The sequence below is a fragment of the Chloroflexota bacterium genome (genome assembly GCA_011322445.1).
GTDB lineage: Bacteria > Chloroflexota > Anaerolineae > Anaerolineales > DRMV01 > DRMV01.
Window position 1 is genome coordinate 23,575 of the sequence record DRMV01000012.1, and the last position, 16,788, is coordinate 40,362.

The following is a 16,788-nucleotide window of genomic DNA, read 5'->3' on the forward strand; positions in this document are numbered from 1 at the left end:
CTCCGCTCATCTGCCCCCTTCCCTCCCTTGGCAAGGGAGGGAAGGGGGCGGCTTCAGCGACGCTGCAGCGTCGCTGAAAGCGGGGGTAGGGAGAGATCAAGCATGGAAACCAGAGCAATGAGATCTGTCAATCACCGATCTCCAATCGGTGCTAATCGGTGGATGCGTCTTTTATCCGGGCGTTCACGGCGTGCAGAAATTCGCAGGAAGCCAGCACCTCGCGGGTGCGGGCGATTTCCGGTCCCCACCACGCGTCGCCGGGGGTGTAGGGCACGGCTTCCCGCAGGCGGCGGTAGGCTTCCGCGGTGCCGCGCCCCAAGCGGGCTTCCGGCATCTGGCGCAGGCGCAGGTCGAGGGCGCGGGCGGCGGTGTAGGCTTCCACCGCGAGGACATGCGCGGTGTTGGCAATCACCGCGCGGGCGTGGCGGGCGGCGGTCATCGCGTTGGCGTTGTGGTCTTCCTGCTCGCCGGAAGTCGGCAGCGAGCGGGTGCTGTCGGGGCCCGCGAGGGTCTGGTTTTCCAGCACTAACGAAGCGGCAGTGTATTGCGGCATCATCAGGCCGGAATTCAGCCCCGCGGCTTCGGGCGTATCGACCAGCATGGAAGGCAGGCCGTAGTTCAGGTTGCCGTCGGTGAGGCGGAAGATGCGGCGCTCGCTGATGGCGGCCACTTCGCTCATCGCAATGGCGAGGAAATCGGCAGCCATGCCCACCGGTTCGCCGTGGAAGTTGCCGCCGGAGATGGCGTCGTGGGGGCCAAAGATGAGGGGGTTGTCGGTCACGGCGTTGACTTCCCGTTCCACGACGCCGGCCACAAAAGCCCAGGCATCGCGGGCCGCGCCCTGCACCTGGGGCGCGGTGCGCAGCGAATAGGCATCCTGCACCCTGCCGCCCGCGTCCACGAAGGTGCTGCCGCGGGTAAGGGCGCGCACGCGGGCGGCCACGGCCATTTGCCCGGGGTGGCGGCGGGCGCGGTGCACCCGCTCGTCGAAAGCGTTGGACGCTCCCAGCAGGGCTTCCAGGCTCATGCTGAGGGTGATTTCGGCCACATCCAGCCAGTGGGCGGCGTCGTGGACGGCCAGGGCGAGGATGGCCGCCGAAAAGGTGGCGCCGTTGGTGACGGCCAGCCCCTCTTTCGCCCCCAACACCAACCGGGGAATGCCCGCAGCCAGCATGGCTTCCTTACCGCGCATCCGCTGGCCGCGGTAGATGGCCCAGCCGGAATCCTCGGCGCGGTCGGCGGCATCGGTGGTCATCACCAGCCCCAGATGGGCGAGGGGGGCAAGGTCGCCCGAAGAGCCCATCGAGCCTTGCGAGGGGATTTCGGGCGTGACGCCGCGGTTGAGCATTTCCAGCAGGGTTTCCACCAGCACGGGGCGCACGCCCGAATAGCCGATGGCGAGGGTGTTGGCGCGAATCAGCATTGCGGCGCGCACCACCTCTTCGGGCAGGGGCGCGCCGGTGCCCACCGCGTGGCTGAGGATGAGGTTGCGGCTCAGTTGGGCGGCCTGTTCCGCCGAGATGCGGCGGTCGGCAAAAATGCCGAAACCGGTGTTGATGCCATAGACCGGCTTGCCCGCGGCCAGGATTTCCTGCACCCAACGGTGGCCGCGCACCAGCCGCTCGCGGGCAGCAGGCGCCAGTTGGACGGGTTCGCCGCGGCGGGCCACCGCGGCGATTTCTTCCAGCGTGAGGTGATGTCCGTCGATCGTGAGCATGGTTTACCACCAAAGGCGTGCCAGCAGCACGGCGGCCAGTGGCACGGTGAGATTGTCGATCTCTTCCAAAGGCAACGATTCAACCACCGCGGCCGCAAAAGCCACCGCGGTCAGCGGGACAAGGTAAGCCGCCCACGGCGCGGGGAAAGCGCCCGCGGCGACATACGCCGCCAGCACCGCCGCGGCCAGCAGCCACCCGCCCAGGAAAACGGCCAGGCTGCCTTCCCAGGTTTTGCGCCGCGACCAGGGGAGGGGGTGCCTGCCCCAGCGCCGCCCCACCAAGTCGGCGATGCCATCGCCGCCGCAGAGCAGCATCAGCGCCACCACGCCCGCGGGGCTTTTCCAGTAGAGCACGGTTAGGAGCACGAAAATCAGGCCATAAAAGAGCGGCCCGCGCAGAATTTCCCGCCGGTCGCCCGTGCGCGACATGGCCTGCACCGCGGCGTCATCCCGCCACAGCCCCAGGCCGATGAGGGCAAACTGGGCGGTAATGAGCAGCGGCACCAACGCGGCAAGGTAGGGGGCTTCGGGGGCGTTGTCGAAAAGCAGCCAGCAGAGCACGAACAGCGGGCCGGTGCCGATGTGGATGATTTTGCGGCTCAGGCGGCTGCTCACCCAGCCGCGCGCCGCGGCAAAGTCGTTCAGCCGCAGCCAGACGAGCGAGATGAGAAAGGTGAGGGCTAAGGCCAGGATGTTGTTGTGCAGCATGAAACCTCGAGGAGGGAGGCGGGCGTCAGGCCGCGCGGAAGGACGCGGCGCGGTCGGCGGGCGGTGCGTCGGGGGTGCTTTCCGGCGCTGCAGGGGCACCCGCTGGCGAGGTGGTTTCCTGCGGCTGAGGCTCGCCGCCGATGAAATGCAGGTAGGCCAGCACCCAGGCGCTTTGCAGGTAGGTTTGCAACAGGCCCAGCAAGAAGAGGTAGAGCACGAAGACGATGAACCCCGCCAAAATGCCGACGAAGATCACCGGCAGGAACGACCCGGCAGCCGCGGAAAGCGCGGCCAGCAGGGCCAGCCCGACCAGCACCACGATGACGATGCCCACGAAAAGCGCGCCGAGGGCAATACCCACCCCCAGGTGGATGGCGGTCAGCAACACGCCCATCACCACCGCGTTCCAGAAGTTGTTTTTCAGCACTTCCCAGCCGCGAGAAAAGGAGGCCAGCAGGGGCAGGTCTTCCACCACCAGCGCCAGCCGCGCCATTTCCAGGTAGAGTTCCACCAGCCAGATGAAGGGGATGGCGAGAATGATCAGGGGGATGAGGCAGAGCAACCCCACCCCGAAGGTGGCGAAGGTGAGAACGAGGGTGAGCAGGGAAAAGATGATCGCCAGCAGGACCGCGCTTCCTCCGATGAGCAGGGCGAACCCCACCATGCGCCAGAAGAAGCGTTTGCCTTCGTTGAAGACTTCGCTTGTGGTGAGCGGGTGGCCGTCGCGAATGTCGCTCAGGATGCCCCGCAGGAGCGACGGGTCGGCGATGGCGCGCACGGCCAGCATGACGACGAGCCACACCAGCAGCAGCGTCAGGAACCCAAGGGCGATGAGTACCCACGTGCGCTCTGGAATGGTGCTTAGCGCGTGCAACCAGTGTTCGAGTTCGGGGGGAATGTTGGGGGAGCCGTGCCCGATCGTTCCCGGCGACGAGAAGGACGGTGTTTGAAAGTTGAAGGAGGGCAGGGCAATGCGCCCGTAAGTCCCGCCTGCGCAGGCGCTCAGCAAGCCAAACAACCACAATGCTGGCTGGCGTTTGAGAGTTTGCCAGGCGCGGCTCAGAATTTCCTGGTAAGGCATGGTTTTTTCCTCCTTAGAAGCCTGTCCAAAAATTCCTTTACAGGTATTGGATGATATGCCATCAAGGCGTGCTGGGGAGGGCTTGGGATGGAGAGGCTGGCGACGGGGCTTCAGGCGTGACCAGCGCCTGGTAAAGCAAGCCCCAACTTACCAAGACGAAGGTCGTAACCGGGGCCAGCACGGCCGCTAAAGCCAGTTTCCCGCTCAACATCAGGCCGACGGAAGCCGCCGCCAGCACGAAGGGGTGGGCAACGAACCAGGGAATCAGCGTGGCTTTCCACATTTGTAACAGGGTAGCAAGCACAAGCATCAGAATGGAACCAAGGTAGAACAGCACGGTTGCAATGACCCACTGGATGATGCTCAATACCAGGGCGACCATCACAACCTGCCAAAAACGGGCTTTCCACGCTTTCCACCCCTGCACCAGAGCCTGCCGGAAGGTGCGGTTTTCGAGCACGATGGCGCTGCTGCCAAGTTCCACGTAAATGTGGAGCAGCCAGGCCAGCAGCACGAGCGCGCCAAAGAGCGGCACCGCGACTACCACCGCTACAAGCCCCGCCAGCCATGCCACCAGCCCAACGAGCACTCCAGCCCCCACGGCGGCCAGGCCGAATGCCAGCGTGGCCGGCAAAGGGAAGAGAAACAGCCGCCAGAAGAATTGTCGGCTTTCGGACCACAAAGCGCTGGGATGGAGGGGGGCGCTGCGGTGGTGGGGGGCGACGCTGTGGAGCAGCGCGGCTTTGCCCACAACGGAAAGCCCGTAGAACGCCAGCATCAGTGCCAGGGTGCTCACCGCCATTGCCTCGGCCATGCTCGTGGCGGTGTGAGGAGACAATGCCGTAAAGACTTTCAGCCACAGGGTTGGGGGTTGCCAGCCCGTCATGGTCAGGGCGCGCGGCGGTGTGTTCCGTAGGTAATCGCCGCTCAAGGGTGGGGCCTGGAAGGCGTTCAGCAGCAAGGGGGAACCCAGCAGCGCGGCCAGGAATCCGAACCGCCATAACGCTCGCCGTTGGCGGGTGATTTCCCAGGCTTGGGAGAGAATGGTCGTCCAGAGCCGCATGGGGTTATTCCCACTCAATCGTCGCCGGGGGTTTGGTGGTGATGTCGTACACCACGCGATTGACGCCCGGCACTTCGTTGACGATGCGCCGTGAGACCTCGGCCAGCAGGTCGGCGGGCAGGCGGGCCCAGTCGGCGGTCATGAAGTCGTCGGTGGTGACGGCGCGCAGCACGAGGGTTTCCTGATAGGTGCGCTGGTCGCCCATCACGCCGACCGATTTGACCGGCAGCAGCACGGCAAAGGCCTGGGAAACCGCGCTCCCGCGCCCGCCCAGTAGCCCGGCGGCTTCCAGCGCGCGGGTGAAGATGGCGTCGGCGGCGCGCAATTTCGCCAGCCGCTCAGCCGTAACTTCGCCAAGGCAGCGCACCGCCAGCCCAGGCCCCGGGAAGGGCTGCCGCCACACCATCGCCCGCGGCAGGCCCAGCGCCTCGCCTACGGCGCGCACTTCGTCTTTGAAAAGGTAGCGCAGCGGCTCTACCAGGTCGAAAGCCATCTTTTCGGGCAGCCCGCCGACATTGTGGTGGCTCTTGATGCGGTGGGCTTTGGCCCGGTCGGGGGCGCGCGATTCTACGACGTCGGGGTAGATGGTGCCCTGCACCAGAAAGCGCGGCTGGCCCAGGCGGCGGGCTTCGCGTTCAAAAATGCGGATGAACTTTTCGCCGATGATGCGGCGCTTGGCTTCGGGGTCGGTGATGCCCTGCAGGGCTTGCAGGAATTCGTCGGCCGCGTCTACCACGACCAGGCGCGCCCCCAGCGCATCGCGGAACGCGGCTTCCACCTGCTCGCGCTCGCCCGCCCGCAGCAGACCGGTATCCACGAACACGGCGGTCAACCGCTCGCCCACGGCGCGGTGCACTAAGGCCGCCGCCACGGTGGAATCCACCCCGCCGCTGACCGCCGCAAGCACCGGCTCATCCCCCACCTGCGCCCGCACGCGCGCCACGCTTTCGGTGATGATGTTTTCGGGCGTCCAGTCGGGGGAAGCGCCGCAAATTTCCACGGCAAAGCGGCGCAAGATTTCGCCGCCGCGGGGCGTGTGCTGCACTTCGGGGTGGAACTGCACGCCGAAATAGCGCCGCCGCAGGTCACCCATCGCTGCGATGGGGCTGTTGGCCGTGCGCGCCAGCACTTCGAAGCCTTCCGGCAGGCGCTCGATGCGGTCGCCGTGGGACATCCACACCGGGTAGCGGCCTTCCGGCAGCAGCGGGTTGGGGCGCAGCACTTCCAGCGTGGCGGGGCCGTATTCCCGTTGCGGGGCAGGGTTGACCGTGCCGCCGAGGGCGTGGGTGAGCGCCTGCATCCCGTAGCACACGCCGAGCACGGGCAGGTCGCTTTCCAGCACATAGCGCGGAATTTGCGGCGCGTCGGGGGCATAGACCGAGGCCGGGCCGCCGGAGAGGATGAAGCCTTTGGGGTGCAGCGCCATCACCTCGGCGGCTGGGGCATCGTGAGGGAAAAGTTCGCTATACACCCCCTGCTCGCGCACCCGGCGGGCGATGAGTTGCGCATATTGGGAGCCAAAATCGAGGACGATGAGGGGGGCGTTCACGGGTTACTCCGCGAATTCGATGCGTCCGTCGTCGTGCAGGGCGCTGATGCGCGCCAGGGCTTCGATGGGCACGCCCAGCGGTTCCAGTTTGGCGCGCCCGCCTTCGAAGGTCTTTTCGATGAGCGCGCCGATGCCCACAACTTCTGCCTGCGCGGCCTGCACCAGCCGCACAAGCCCTAAAATGGTTTCTCCAGAAGCCAGAAAGTCGTCGATGATGAGGATGTGTTCCCCCGCGTGCAGGTATTCGGGCGAGACCATCAGTTCCACCTCACGCCCTTTGGTGTGAGAAGGCGTGAGGGTGAGGAAGATCTGGTCGGGCATGGTCACGGGGCGGTGTTTGCGGGCGAAGACCAGCGGCACGCCGAGGTGGTAAGCGGTTGCCAGGGCAGGTGCAATGCCGGAAATTTCGGCCGTGAAGACTTTTTGAGGGTGAGTGGAAGCGAAGCGGCGGGCGAGTTCCTGGCCGCAGGCCATCATCAGGCCAGCATCGACCCGGTGGTTGATGAAGGAATCCACCTTGAGGATGCCGCCGCCGAGGTAGCGGCCTTCGGCGAGGATGCGTTCTTTCAGGGCTTGCATGACGCGCTCCTTGTGGAAGGGAAGTTCCACGCCGCAGGAGGCGGTGCAAGCGAAAGCCGGGGCGGCGTGGCTACGGAAGCGAAGGACGCCAGGCGGGGTCGAAATCCCATCCGTCGCGAGTGGTGAGGCGTTTCACCTGGGCGCCATCAATGGAAAGCAGGAAGATGTCGTGGTTGGGGTCTTTCCAGCCTTCGAAGGCCAGCCACCGCCCGTCGGGCGAGGCCGCAGGTTCCCGCATTGCCATGCCGATGACGGTGAGGGGGAATTCCCGCAAGCCCTTTTGGGCCAGCGGCGCTTTGACGAGGTAAGGCAGGGCTTGTTTGGAAGGCAACTGCGAGAAGACCAGCAGTGCGCCGTCGCCGCCCCAGGTGGGGTGAGCATCCAGTTTGCTCCCGCTGTGCGAGAAAGGTTGCGGCTCACCAGTTTTGCCGGTGGTGGGGTCGAAGGGAAGCAGCCAGATGCGCGAGGTATCGAGGCTGGTGAACGCCAGGTAGCGGCCGTCGGGAGACCAGGCGGGCTGAGCCGTTTGCGGCATCTCAGGGGTCAGGGGAGTGATCTTGTGCGTGCTCAGGTCCAGCAAATAGAGCCGCGGGCTGCCGCTGTGCAGGCTGGTGAATGCCAGGTAGCGACCATCGGGCGAGATGGCCGGGTCGTAGCCGCCCCATTCTGGCGGTGTCAGTTCGTCTACTTTGCCAGAATCCAGATGGAGGAGGTAAATCTGGCTTTCCAGGTAGACCGACTGGTTGGTTTTGCATGGGGCCGTGAAAGCCAGCGCGTTGCCGTCGGGGGCCCAGGCGGGCTGACAGGCGCCGCCGGGGCGCTCGGTGAGCTGGCGGATGATATGCCCTGTGGTGTCGGCCAGCCAGATTTGGGCTTCGTCGCCGTTTTGTGAGGCGAAGGCCAGTTGCCCGCTGCCGCCAATGGGGGTGGGCGCGGGGGTAGGGGTGATGGTCGGCGTTGGTGTGGCGGTGGGGGAAGGCCGCGGGGTGGTGGTCGCCGTGGGGGAAGGTGTGAGGCTGGGGGTAGGGGTGGGGCTGGCGTGCGCGGCGACGGCCAGGGGCGTGATGGTGGCGCCCGCGGGGGCGGTGGGGGGCGTGGCAGGTGGTGAGGCAGCGGTTTGCCAGCCCGGCACCCAGCGGGCGACGTAGGGCGCCAGCCTGGCTTGCCCCCACTGTTCGACCTGCAACGCCGTCGCTTGCAGCGTGTGAGGGGAGACGCGATACCACGCGGCCAATACCAGGGCAATCAGGCTAAGCCAGAACCACACCCGCAGGCGGCGGTAGCGCTTGTGGGGGCGGGAAGGGGCGGGTTGGGCGGCGGATGAGGGGCGGGGTTGGGAACCCGGCGTCGCGCCTGCGGCGGCTGAGGGCGGTTGGGAAGGGGGCTTTTTCCCACTTCCGCCGTCTTCGGCCGGGGCGCTGCGCCACCCCCCGATGCCCGGGGGGGGTGAGATCACCCATTGATGGTCTTGCAGGCGCTGTTCCTGGTTGGGCACCAGGTCGAGGCTTAGCAGCGCGGCTTTCATTTCTGCTGCTGAGGCGAAGCGGTCGCTGGCCTGCAGGGCCATGGCCGTTTCGATGATTTGCGCCAGGGCCGCGGGCACTTCGGGGTTGACCGCGTCCAGTGGGCGCAGTTCGGCCTGGTCGAGGGCGCGTTCGAAGGCATCGGGCGGGGCTTCCCCTGCCAGCGCCATGTAGAGGGTAGCCCCCAGGCTGTAGATATCGGAATGGGGGCCGGTATGGGAGGTGCCATACTGCTCGGGCGGGGAAAAGCCCGGGGTGACCGCCTGCGCACCGGTCACGGTGCGCTGGTCGTGCCCGCCGACTTTTGCCAGCCCGAAGTCCACCAGGAAGACGTGCCCCTCGGAGGTGATGCGCACGTTGCCGGGTTTGATGTCGCGATGAATGATGGGAGGCTGCTGGCTGTGCAGGTATTCCAGCGCGTCGCACAGGGCCAGTCCGATGGTGACGGCTTCCTGCACGCTGATTTTGCCGGTGCGCTCGATGCGGGCTTTGAGGTCTTCCCCCTCGATGTAGTCCATCACCAGGTATTGCCCCTGGTTTTCGATGACAAAGTAGTCGGTGACGCGAGGCAGGTTGGGGTGGCGCAAGGAGGCCAGCAGGCGGGCTTCCTGCTTGAATTGTTCGGCGTATTCGGAAGAGCCGAACAGGTTTTCTTTGATGGCGACTTCGATGTTGAGGGTGGTGTCCAGGGCCCGATAGACCGATCCCATCCCTCCCTGCCCCAGCACGGAAAGGATGCGATAGCGCCCCTGAAGCATGTCGCCAACTTGAAGCGCCATAATGTTTTGACCTCGGGGTTAGATGTCCAGGTTGCGGACTTCGCGGGCGTGGGTTTGGATGAAGCGGCGGCGAGGAGGCACTTCGCTGCCCATGAGCATACTGAAGACGCGGTCGGCTTCCGCGGCGTCGTCAATGGTCACCTTGAGGAGGGTGCGCGTTTGGGGGTCCATGGTGGTTTCCCACAGTTGTTGTGGGTTCATTTCACCAAGGCCTTTGTAGCGCTGGAGGTGAATTTTGACGCCGTCGCCGATTTCTTGCAAGATGCGCTCGCGCTCGGCTTCGGTGTAGGCGTAGCGCACCTTGTTTTTGTGGGCAATGCGGTAGAGCGGCGGCTGGGCGATGAAGAGGTGGCCTTCTTCGATGAGTGGCAGCATGTAGCGGAAGAAGAAGGTGAGCAACAGGGTGCGGATGTGGCTGCCGTCGACGTCCGCGTCGGTCATGATGATGACCCGGCCATAGCGCAGGTTTTGGATGTTGAAGTCTTCGCCGATGCCGGTGCCCAGGGCCGAGATGAGGGCTTTGATTTCCTTGTTGGAAAGGATTTTGTCGAGGCGGGCTCGCTCGGTGTTGAGGATTTTGCCCCGCAGGGGAAGCACGGCCTGGAAGTGGCGGTCGCGGCCCTGTTTGGCCGAGCCGCCGGCCGATTCACCCTCAACGATGTAGAGTTCGGTATGTTCGGGGTCGCGCGAAGAGCAGTCGGCGAGTTTGCCGGGCAGGGTGAGGCTTTCGAGCGCCGATTTGCGGATGATGAGGTCACGGGCTTTGCGCGCGGCGGTGCGGGCACGGGCCGAGGTGAGGCATTTGTGCACGATGGCGCGCGCGGCCGAGGGGTTTTCTTCGAGGAAGGTGCTCAAAGCCTCGCTCACCACCTGGGCGGTGTAGGTCTGCACCTCGGGGTTCATCAGTTTGACTTTGGTCTGGCTTTCAAACTGCGGGTCGGGGTGCTTGACGCTGACGATGGCGGTGAGGCCTTCGCGGGTGTCGTCGCCGGTGAAGTTGGGGTCGGAATCTTTCAGCAGGCCAGCCTTGCGGGCGTAGTCGTTGAGGGTGCGGGTGATGGCCGAGCGCAGGCCGGTGAGGTGTGTGCCACCGTCGATGGTGTTGATGGTGTTGGCAAAGGCATACACCGATTCGGTAAAAGCGTCAGTGTATTGCAGGGCGAATTCGATGTGGATGTTGTCGATGGCTTTTTCGGCGTGGACGACGGGGTGCAGCGGCTGGCGGCTGCGGTTGAGGTAGCGGACGAAGGATTTGATGCCACCTTCGAAGTAGAAGGTCATTTCGCGGTCGGTGCGCTCATCGCGAAAGTGGATGGTTACGCCGCGGGTGACAAAAGCCATTTCGCGGAACCGCTGCACCAAGGTTTCGAAGCGGTAACGCAGGTCGCCTTTGAAGATGGTAGGGTCGAATTTGAAGGTGGTGCGGGTGCCGGTTTCACCTTTGGGGGCTTTGCCGATTTCTTCGACCGGGGTGACAGGGTAGCCGCGTTCGTAGCGCTGGCGGTAGATTTTGCCGCCGCGCTTGACTTCCACCTCGCACCACTCGGAAAGGGCATTGACGGCCGAAACGCCGACGCCGTGCAGCCCGCCCGAGACCTTGTAGCCGCCGCCGCCAAATTTGCCGCCGGCGTGCAGGGTGGTCATCACGACTTCCAGGGCCGAGTTGCCGGTTTCGGGGTGAATATCAACGGGAATGCCGCGGCCGTTGTCGGCCACGGTGACGCTCTGGTCGGGGTGGATGATGATTTCGATGCGGTCGCACGCGCCCGCCAGCGCTTCGTCGATAGAGTTGTCTACGACCTCGTATATCAGGTGGTGAAGGGCCTTGATGTCGGTGCCGCCGACATACATGCCGGGGCGGCGCCGGACGGCTTCCAGCCCTTTGAGCACCTGAATGGTTGAGGCGTCGTAAGTTTGGTCAGGCGTTGGTGTCACAGATACCTCCACGGTCACAGTCGGCTCAATTCTACCATAGGGCGGCTTGAAGCGGTGTTGGCGGGGCACCAGTATAAAATTTCCGTAAACAAAAGGGGCGTGGTGGGGGTGAGGCTTGATTGTGCCTTTCCTTTGTTGTAAAATTCAACAACGGGTGCACTTGGTGGTGTACCTGGCTTCAATATCCGTTCACCCTGCAAGGTGTAAGGAGGAGGAAGTATGAAGAAGCGATGGTTCATTTTGTTCGCCGTAGTGATGATCGCGGTGCTGGCTTTGGCGGCCTGCGGTCAGAAGTCCACTTATAAGTGTGACGACCCCTACGGCTGTGTCAACATTGGCCCCAACGACCCGATCAAGATGGGCGTGGCGGTGGTGTTGAGCGGCCCCAATGAATCGCTGGGCGTGGACGAAGTGGGCGGCGTGGAAATCGCCGTGGACGACTTCACCGCGGCCAACAAGGATTGGTTGGGCAAGCACACCATCCAGGTGGTGAAGGAAGATGCTCAGTGCTCCGCTGAGGGCGGTCAGACTGCTGCTCAGAAACTGGCAGCCGACAAGTCCATTGTGGGCGTGATCGGGACGGCCTGCTCCAGCGCGGGTGAGCCTGCTTCCAAGATCCTCTCGGATGCTCACATTGTGATGATTTCGCCTTCCAACACGGCCCCTTCGCTGACCGACCCGAAGACGCATGCCGAGTGCTACCTGCGCACTGCCCACAACGACAAAGTGCAGGGTAAGGCTGTGGCTGAATTTGCCTACAACGTCTTGGGTGCCCGCACCATGGCGACCATCCACGACGGCAGCCCCTATGCCGAGCAGCTGCAGCAAGTGGCTTGCGACGTCTTCACCCAACTGGGCGGCAAGTGCGTGGCTCAGGAAGCCATCAACGTCGGCGACACCGACATGCGCCCAGTGCTGACCAAGATTGCGGCCAGCAAGCCCGACGTCCTCTACTACCCGATCTTCATCCAGGAAGGCGCCCTGATTACCCAGCAGGCGAAAGAGGTGCCCGGCCTCGAGAAGACCGTGCTGATGGGCTCCGACGGCATGATTTCGCCGGACTTCATCAAGGCGGCAGGCGAAGCGGCTGAGGGCATGTACCTCTCCGGCCCCGCAGCGGTGAACAATGCCGAGTTCAACAAGAAATACGAGGCCAAATACGGTCAGGAACCGCCCAGCGCTTTCCACCTGCATGCTTACGACGCGGCGATGATGCTGCTCGATGCCATCAAGAAGGTGGCGGTGGTGGAGAAAGACGGCACCATCCACATTCCGCGCAAGGCGCTCTGCCAGGCCCTCTTCAGCACCAAGGACTTCAAGGGCCTGACCGGCACGCTCACCTGCAACCAGTACGGTGACTGCGCTGACCCGAAGATCAACATCAACCAGATTCAGAATGGCAAGTACGTCCCGGTGTGGCCTAAGAAGTAACTTCTGGCTCCCGTAGGACTGTGCAGGGGTGCCGGGAGGTTGCTTCCGGCACCCCTAACCCATATCCACCTCTGCACGCCGGGGGAACGGTTCGCCGCTCCCCCGGCGGCGAGTGCAAGAGGGAGGCTTCATGGCTGATAAACTCAAACATTTCCTTGAACGCCTTAGCCTGGTTGACATCATTGTGTGGGCGTTCGGCCTGGCAATTGTCGTGATTGCCATTGTTGGCGTCTTTGGCTCCATCCACAATGCGTATTACACCAAAGAGCAGTGGATGGATTTTGTTGTTTATGGGTTTTCACAGGGCGGCGTGTATGCGCTGATTGCTCTGGGGTACACCCTGGTTTACGGTATTCTTTTCATGATCAACTTCGCCCACGGCGATATTTTCATGGCTGGCGCTTTTACGGGCTACTTTTTAGCAGCCAAACTGGATCAGTATGGCATTTACAACTCGCACCCCATCATTTCGTTGTTATTGGTGATGCTGCTGGCTATGGCGACCTCGGTGGTGGTGGCATTGATTACTGAGCGAGTGGCTTATCGCCCCTTGCGGCGCGCCCCTCGCCTTGTGCCGCTGATCACCGCCATTGGCGCCTCGTTCACGATTGAATATACTTTCCGGGGCTTCTACGGTTCAGGTGTGGAGGCGTACCCGGATATGAACATTTTTGTGGGTAAAGTCTCGGTGCTGGGCGTCAAAATCTTGAAAGTCCATCTGCTGGTGATCATTGTGTCGTTGCTGTTGATGGCAGGCCTGTATGCTTATGTGCAATATACCAAGGCCGGGAAAGCCATGCGCGCGGTCGCCGAGGACAAGGATGTCGCCGCCCTGATGGGGGTGGATGTCGATGGCATCATCGTCAACACCTTCATTCTGGGCTCGGCGCTGGCAGGGATTGCCGGTGTGCTTTACGCCCTGATTTTCAAGCAGGTTCACTTCTTCATGGGATTCGTCCCCGGCATCAAAGCCTTCACAGCCGCGGTGTTAGGCGGCATTGGGAATGTGCCTGGCGCTATGCTGGGCGGCTTCTTCCTGGGCATCTTTGAGGCGTTGGGGCCGGGGCTGATTCTGGAAGGCCTGGGCATTCCGGCTTCCTACCAGTTGAAGGACGTCATCGCCTTCACCCTGCTGGTGTTGGTGCTGATTTTCCGCCCCAGCGGTATTTTGGGCGAGCGCCTTTCTGAAGAGAAAGTGTAGCCAAGGCGGTGAGATATGGAATCTAAGCAATCGACCTGGAAACAAGCGTTATGGGCTGGCTTGCTGGCGGGTGCTGTCGCGCTCTACTTCACGCTGGTGGGGATGGTGCAGACGTTCAGCAAGCGGGCCGTGATCGCTGACCTTTCTTTGGGGCACATCACCCTGTTGCTGGCAGCAGGCACGGTGTTGTATGTGTTTGCGCTGCGGGACCACTCGCCTGTGGGGGGGCGTCTGTTGCACACCACCTTTGCGGGGGGTGTGGGCGGCCTGGTGCTGGGGTTGTACCCTTTTCTTGGTCAGTGGATAGATTTTCATTATATGTTCGTGCGTACCTCGCCGCAGTTGTATGCCCTTTTGCGGTTTGGGCAACCCCCGACGACGGGCTTGATTTTGATGATTGTGCTCGGCGCGGTGTTAGGCGCGGTGCTGGCCGGATTGACACTGCTTGAACCTTTCTGGCGCGATGCCATCATTCGCTCCACGCTCATCACCATCACGGTGGGTATGCTTTCCGACTTATTCAAAGGCATGACCATCGGCGTGCTCTTTGAGCCGTTCATGAACGCTGAGGGCTTGAATTATGTGGGCGCAGTGCTGGTGTTTGGGTTGACGATCGCCTATGTCGTCCTGGCCCGTAAGCGCGCCGAGCAACGTGCCGCCCTGGAAGCCGCCGGCGAGTTACCGCAAGCGCGGCTGTCGCCGAGTGTCCGCCGTTGGGCGATTTCCGTAGGGTTGATGGTGCTGCTGCTGGCTTTGCCTGCCATTTTGGGCTCGTACCTCAGCCATGTACTCAACATGGTTGGCCTGTATATCATCATGGGGTTGGGCCTGAACATCGTGGTGGGTTACGCTGGCCTGCTCGACCTCGGTTATGTGGCCTTCTTCGCCTTGGGCGCTTATACCATGGGGCTGTTGACCTCTACCGGCCCGCTGGGGATTGCGCACTTCACTTTTTGGGAAGCCCTGCCGTTCTCCATCCTTGTGGCGCTGGTGGCGGGCATCTTGCTTGGTATTCCGGTGCTGCGGATGCGGGGTGACTACCTGGCCATCGTGACCTTAGGTTTCGGCGAGATCATCCGTATCCTGGCGCTTTCCAACTGGCTGAAGCCCCTCATTGGCGGCGCGCAGGGCATCTTGCTCATCAAGAAGCCGCCTTTTGGCCCCTGGACCCTGGAGACGCCCATTCACTTCTACTACCTCATCCTGGCGGGTATCATTCTCGCGTTCTTTGTGGCCTACCGCCTGCGTGAGTCGCGGCTCGGGCGGGCGTGGATGGCGATGCGCGAGGATGAGGACGTCGCCGAGGCTATGGGCATCGACCTGGTGGTCACCAAACTGACGGCCTTTGCCTTTGGCGCTTCGTTCTCCGGCCTTTCGGGCGCTATCTTCGCTTCGTATGTCGGTTCCATTTTCCCCCACAGTTTCAACCTGCTGATTTCCATCAACGTGCTCTCGCTCATCATCGTGGGTGGCGTGGGAAGCCTGCCCGGCGTGGTGGTCGGCTCGATGGCGTTGGTGGGGCTGCCCGAACTGCTGCGAGAATTTGCCGAGTACCGGATGCTGATGTACGGCCTGGCATTGATTGCCATGATGCTGCTCAAGCCCGAGGGCTTCTGGCCGGAACCCATTCGGAAACGCGAACTGCGCGTCGAAGAGACGGGCGATTAGGAGGCGTTTTATGGCTCCCATTTTGATTGCAAAAGGTGTGACGAAACGGTTTGGCGGGTTGGTGGCCGTCAACAGCCTGGATTTCACCATTGAAGCCGGCAGCATCGCTGCGGTCATTGGTCCGAATGGTGCGGGCAAGACCACCTTCTTCAACTGCATCACTGGCTTCTACACGCCCGAAGAAGGGCAAATCATCTTCGACGGCCACGAAATTCAGGGCTTCCGGCCCGATCGGGTAACGCGCATGGGAATTGCCCGCACTTACCAGAACATCCGGTTGTTTGCCAACATGACGGCGTTGGAAAATATCATGGTGGGGCGGCACCCGCTGATGCATCATAACTGGTGGGATGCAATCTTGCACACGCCCCGCTACCGCAAGGAAGAAAAAGAAGCCCTGGAAGAGGCCCAGCGACTGCTCAATTTCGTGGGGCTGAGCGGTTTGGGCGACCAACTGGCTCGCAACCTGCCCTACGGCGCACAACGGCGTCTGGAAATTGCCCGTGCCCTTGCCAGTAAACCTAAACTCTTGTTGCTGGATGAGCCGACCGCTGGTATGAACCCCAACGAGACTGGCGAGATGATTCGCTTCATCCGCCACCTGCGGGATGAACTCGGCTTGAGCATTTTGCTCATTGAGCACGATATGAAAGTGGTGATGACCATCAGCGAGAAAATCGCGGTGATGGACTTTGGTAAGAAGATTGCCGAGGGCAAACCCGAAGAAATTCAGCGCAACCCGCGGGTGATTGAAGCCTACCTGGGGCGGGGGGCTGCCTCTGGTTTGGGAAGCAGCCAGGCCGCGGCAACGGCGTAAAGGAGTGCGCTTATGGCTATGCTTGAACTTCACGACGTCCATTCCTTCTACGGCAACATTGAGGCCCTCAAAGGCATTTCGTTGACCGTGGAAAAAGGCGAAATCGTGACCCTGATTGGCGCGAACGGCGCGGGCAAAACCACCACCCTGCGCACCATCACGGGCCTCATCAAGCCGCGTCAGGGCACGGTCATTTTGGAAGGCGAAGACCTGACGACTTTCAAGCCCCATGAAATCGTTTACAAAGGTGTGTCGATGGTGCCGGAAGGCCGCGGTATCTTTGCCCGCTTGACGGTGGCCGAAAACCTCGACCTGGGCGCTTACAGCCGCAACGACAAACAAGGCATCAAAGCCGACCTGGAACGAGTTTACGAACTCTTCCCCCGCTTGAAGGAACGCCGCAATCAGGTGGCGGGCACGCTTTCGGGTGGTGAGCAGCAGATGCTTGCTATCGGCCGCGCGCTGATGGCGCGCCCCCGTTTGCTGTTGCTGGACGAGCCTTCGATGGGCCTTGCGCCGGTGCTGGTCGAACTCATCTTCGACACCATCGTGGATATCAACAAGCAAGGCACAACCATCTTACTGGTCGAGCAAAACGCGCTCATGGCGCTTTCCATTGCCCACCGCGGCTACGTGCTCCGCACGGGCGAAATTGTGCTGGCCGATACGGCTGAAAACCTGCGCACTAACGAAATGGTGCAGAAGACTTACCTCGGCATGGAATGAACCATCGCTTC

13 protein-coding genes are annotated in these 16,788 nt (G+C 62.6%); 5 read left to right on the forward strand and 8 right to left on the reverse strand.

From position 1 onward, the window contains the following. Positions 1-151: 151 nt before the first annotated feature. The 8 genes from hutH to gyrB form a co-directional block, all read right to left on the reverse strand. The gene (gene hutH / locus ENJ54_02285; GenBank protein HFC08673.1) at positions 152-1,717 is read right to left on the reverse strand and encodes a histidine ammonia-lyase; all 1,566 of its coding nucleotides are present in this window, start codon (positions 1,715-1,717) and stop codon (positions 152-154) included. Positions 1,718-1,720: 3 nt separating this feature from the next. After that, on the reverse strand, positions 1,721-2,425 hold the full coding sequence (locus ENJ54_02290; protein HFC08674.1) for a phosphatidate cytidylyltransferase: 705 nt from the start codon (positions 2,423-2,425) through the stop codon (positions 1,721-1,723). 25 nt (positions 2,426-2,450) lie between these two features. After that, complete coding sequence (locus ENJ54_02295) at positions 2,451-3,506, reverse strand: hypothetical protein (protein ID HFC08675.1); 1,056 nt, start codon at positions 3,504-3,506, stop codon at positions 2,451-2,453. 61 nt (positions 3,507-3,567) lie between these two features. Then, positions 3,568-4,569, reverse strand: coding sequence for a hypothetical protein (locus ENJ54_02300; GenBank protein ID HFC08676.1), 1,002 nt, complete (start codon positions 4,567-4,569; stop codon positions 3,568-3,570). A gap of 4 nt (positions 4,570-4,573) precedes the next feature. After that, the gene (gene guaA, locus ENJ54_02305; protein HFC08677.1) at positions 4,574-6,118 is read right to left on the reverse strand and encodes a glutamine-hydrolyzing GMP synthase; all 1,545 of its coding nucleotides are present in this window, start codon (positions 6,116-6,118) and stop codon (positions 4,574-4,576) included. A 3-nt stretch (positions 6,119-6,121) separates the two neighbouring features. Next, a complete protein-coding gene (xpt, locus tag ENJ54_02310; protein HFC08678.1) occupies positions 6,122-6,697 on the reverse strand; it encodes a xanthine phosphoribosyltransferase in 576 nt (191 codons plus the stop codon). A 70-nt stretch (positions 6,698-6,767) separates the two neighbouring features. After that, entirely contained in the window at positions 6,768-8,999 is a 2,232-nt protein-coding gene (locus ENJ54_02315; protein HFC08679.1) for a serine/threonine-protein kinase, read from the reverse strand. Between the two features lie 18 nt (positions 9,000-9,017). Further along, on the reverse strand, positions 9,018-10,934 hold the full coding sequence (gyrB, locus tag ENJ54_02320; GenBank protein ID HFC08680.1) for a DNA topoisomerase (ATP-hydrolyzing) subunit B: 1,917 nt from the start codon (positions 10,932-10,934) through the stop codon (positions 9,018-9,020). 219 nt (positions 10,935-11,153) lie between these two features. On the opposite strand from gyrB, the gene ENJ54_02325 reads away from it, so the two are divergent. The 5 genes from ENJ54_02325 (at position 11,154) to ENJ54_02345 (ending at position 16,777) form a co-directional block, all read left to right on the forward strand. Beyond that, positions 11,154-12,365, forward strand: coding sequence for a branched-chain amino acid ABC transporter substrate-binding protein (locus tag ENJ54_02325; GenBank protein ID HFC08681.1), 1,212 nt, complete (start codon positions 11,154-11,156; stop codon positions 12,363-12,365). A 130-nt stretch (positions 12,366-12,495) separates the two neighbouring features. Beyond that, positions 12,496-13,566: a branched-chain amino acid ABC transporter permease gene (locus ENJ54_02330; GenBank protein HFC08682.1), complete on the forward strand. Its 1,071-nt coding sequence runs from the start codon at positions 12,496-12,498 to the stop codon at positions 13,564-13,566. Positions 13,567-13,581: 15 nt separating this feature from the next. Beyond that, positions 13,582-15,234 (forward strand): leucine/isoleucine/valine transporter permease subunit, encoded by a 1,653-nt coding sequence (locus ENJ54_02335; protein ID HFC08683.1) that lies wholly within the window; start codon positions 13,582-13,584, stop codon positions 15,232-15,234. Between the two features lie 10 nt (positions 15,235-15,244). Next, positions 15,245-16,051 (forward strand): ABC transporter ATP-binding protein, encoded by an 807-nt coding sequence (locus ENJ54_02340; GenBank protein HFC08684.1) that lies wholly within the window; start codon positions 15,245-15,247, stop codon positions 16,049-16,051. A 12-nt stretch (positions 16,052-16,063) separates the two neighbouring features. After that, positions 16,064-16,777: an ABC transporter ATP-binding protein gene (locus ENJ54_02345; GenBank protein ID HFC08685.1), complete on the forward strand. Its 714-nt coding sequence runs from the start codon at positions 16,064-16,066 to the stop codon at positions 16,775-16,777. The last annotated feature ends 11 nt before the right edge of the window (positions 16,778-16,788 follow it).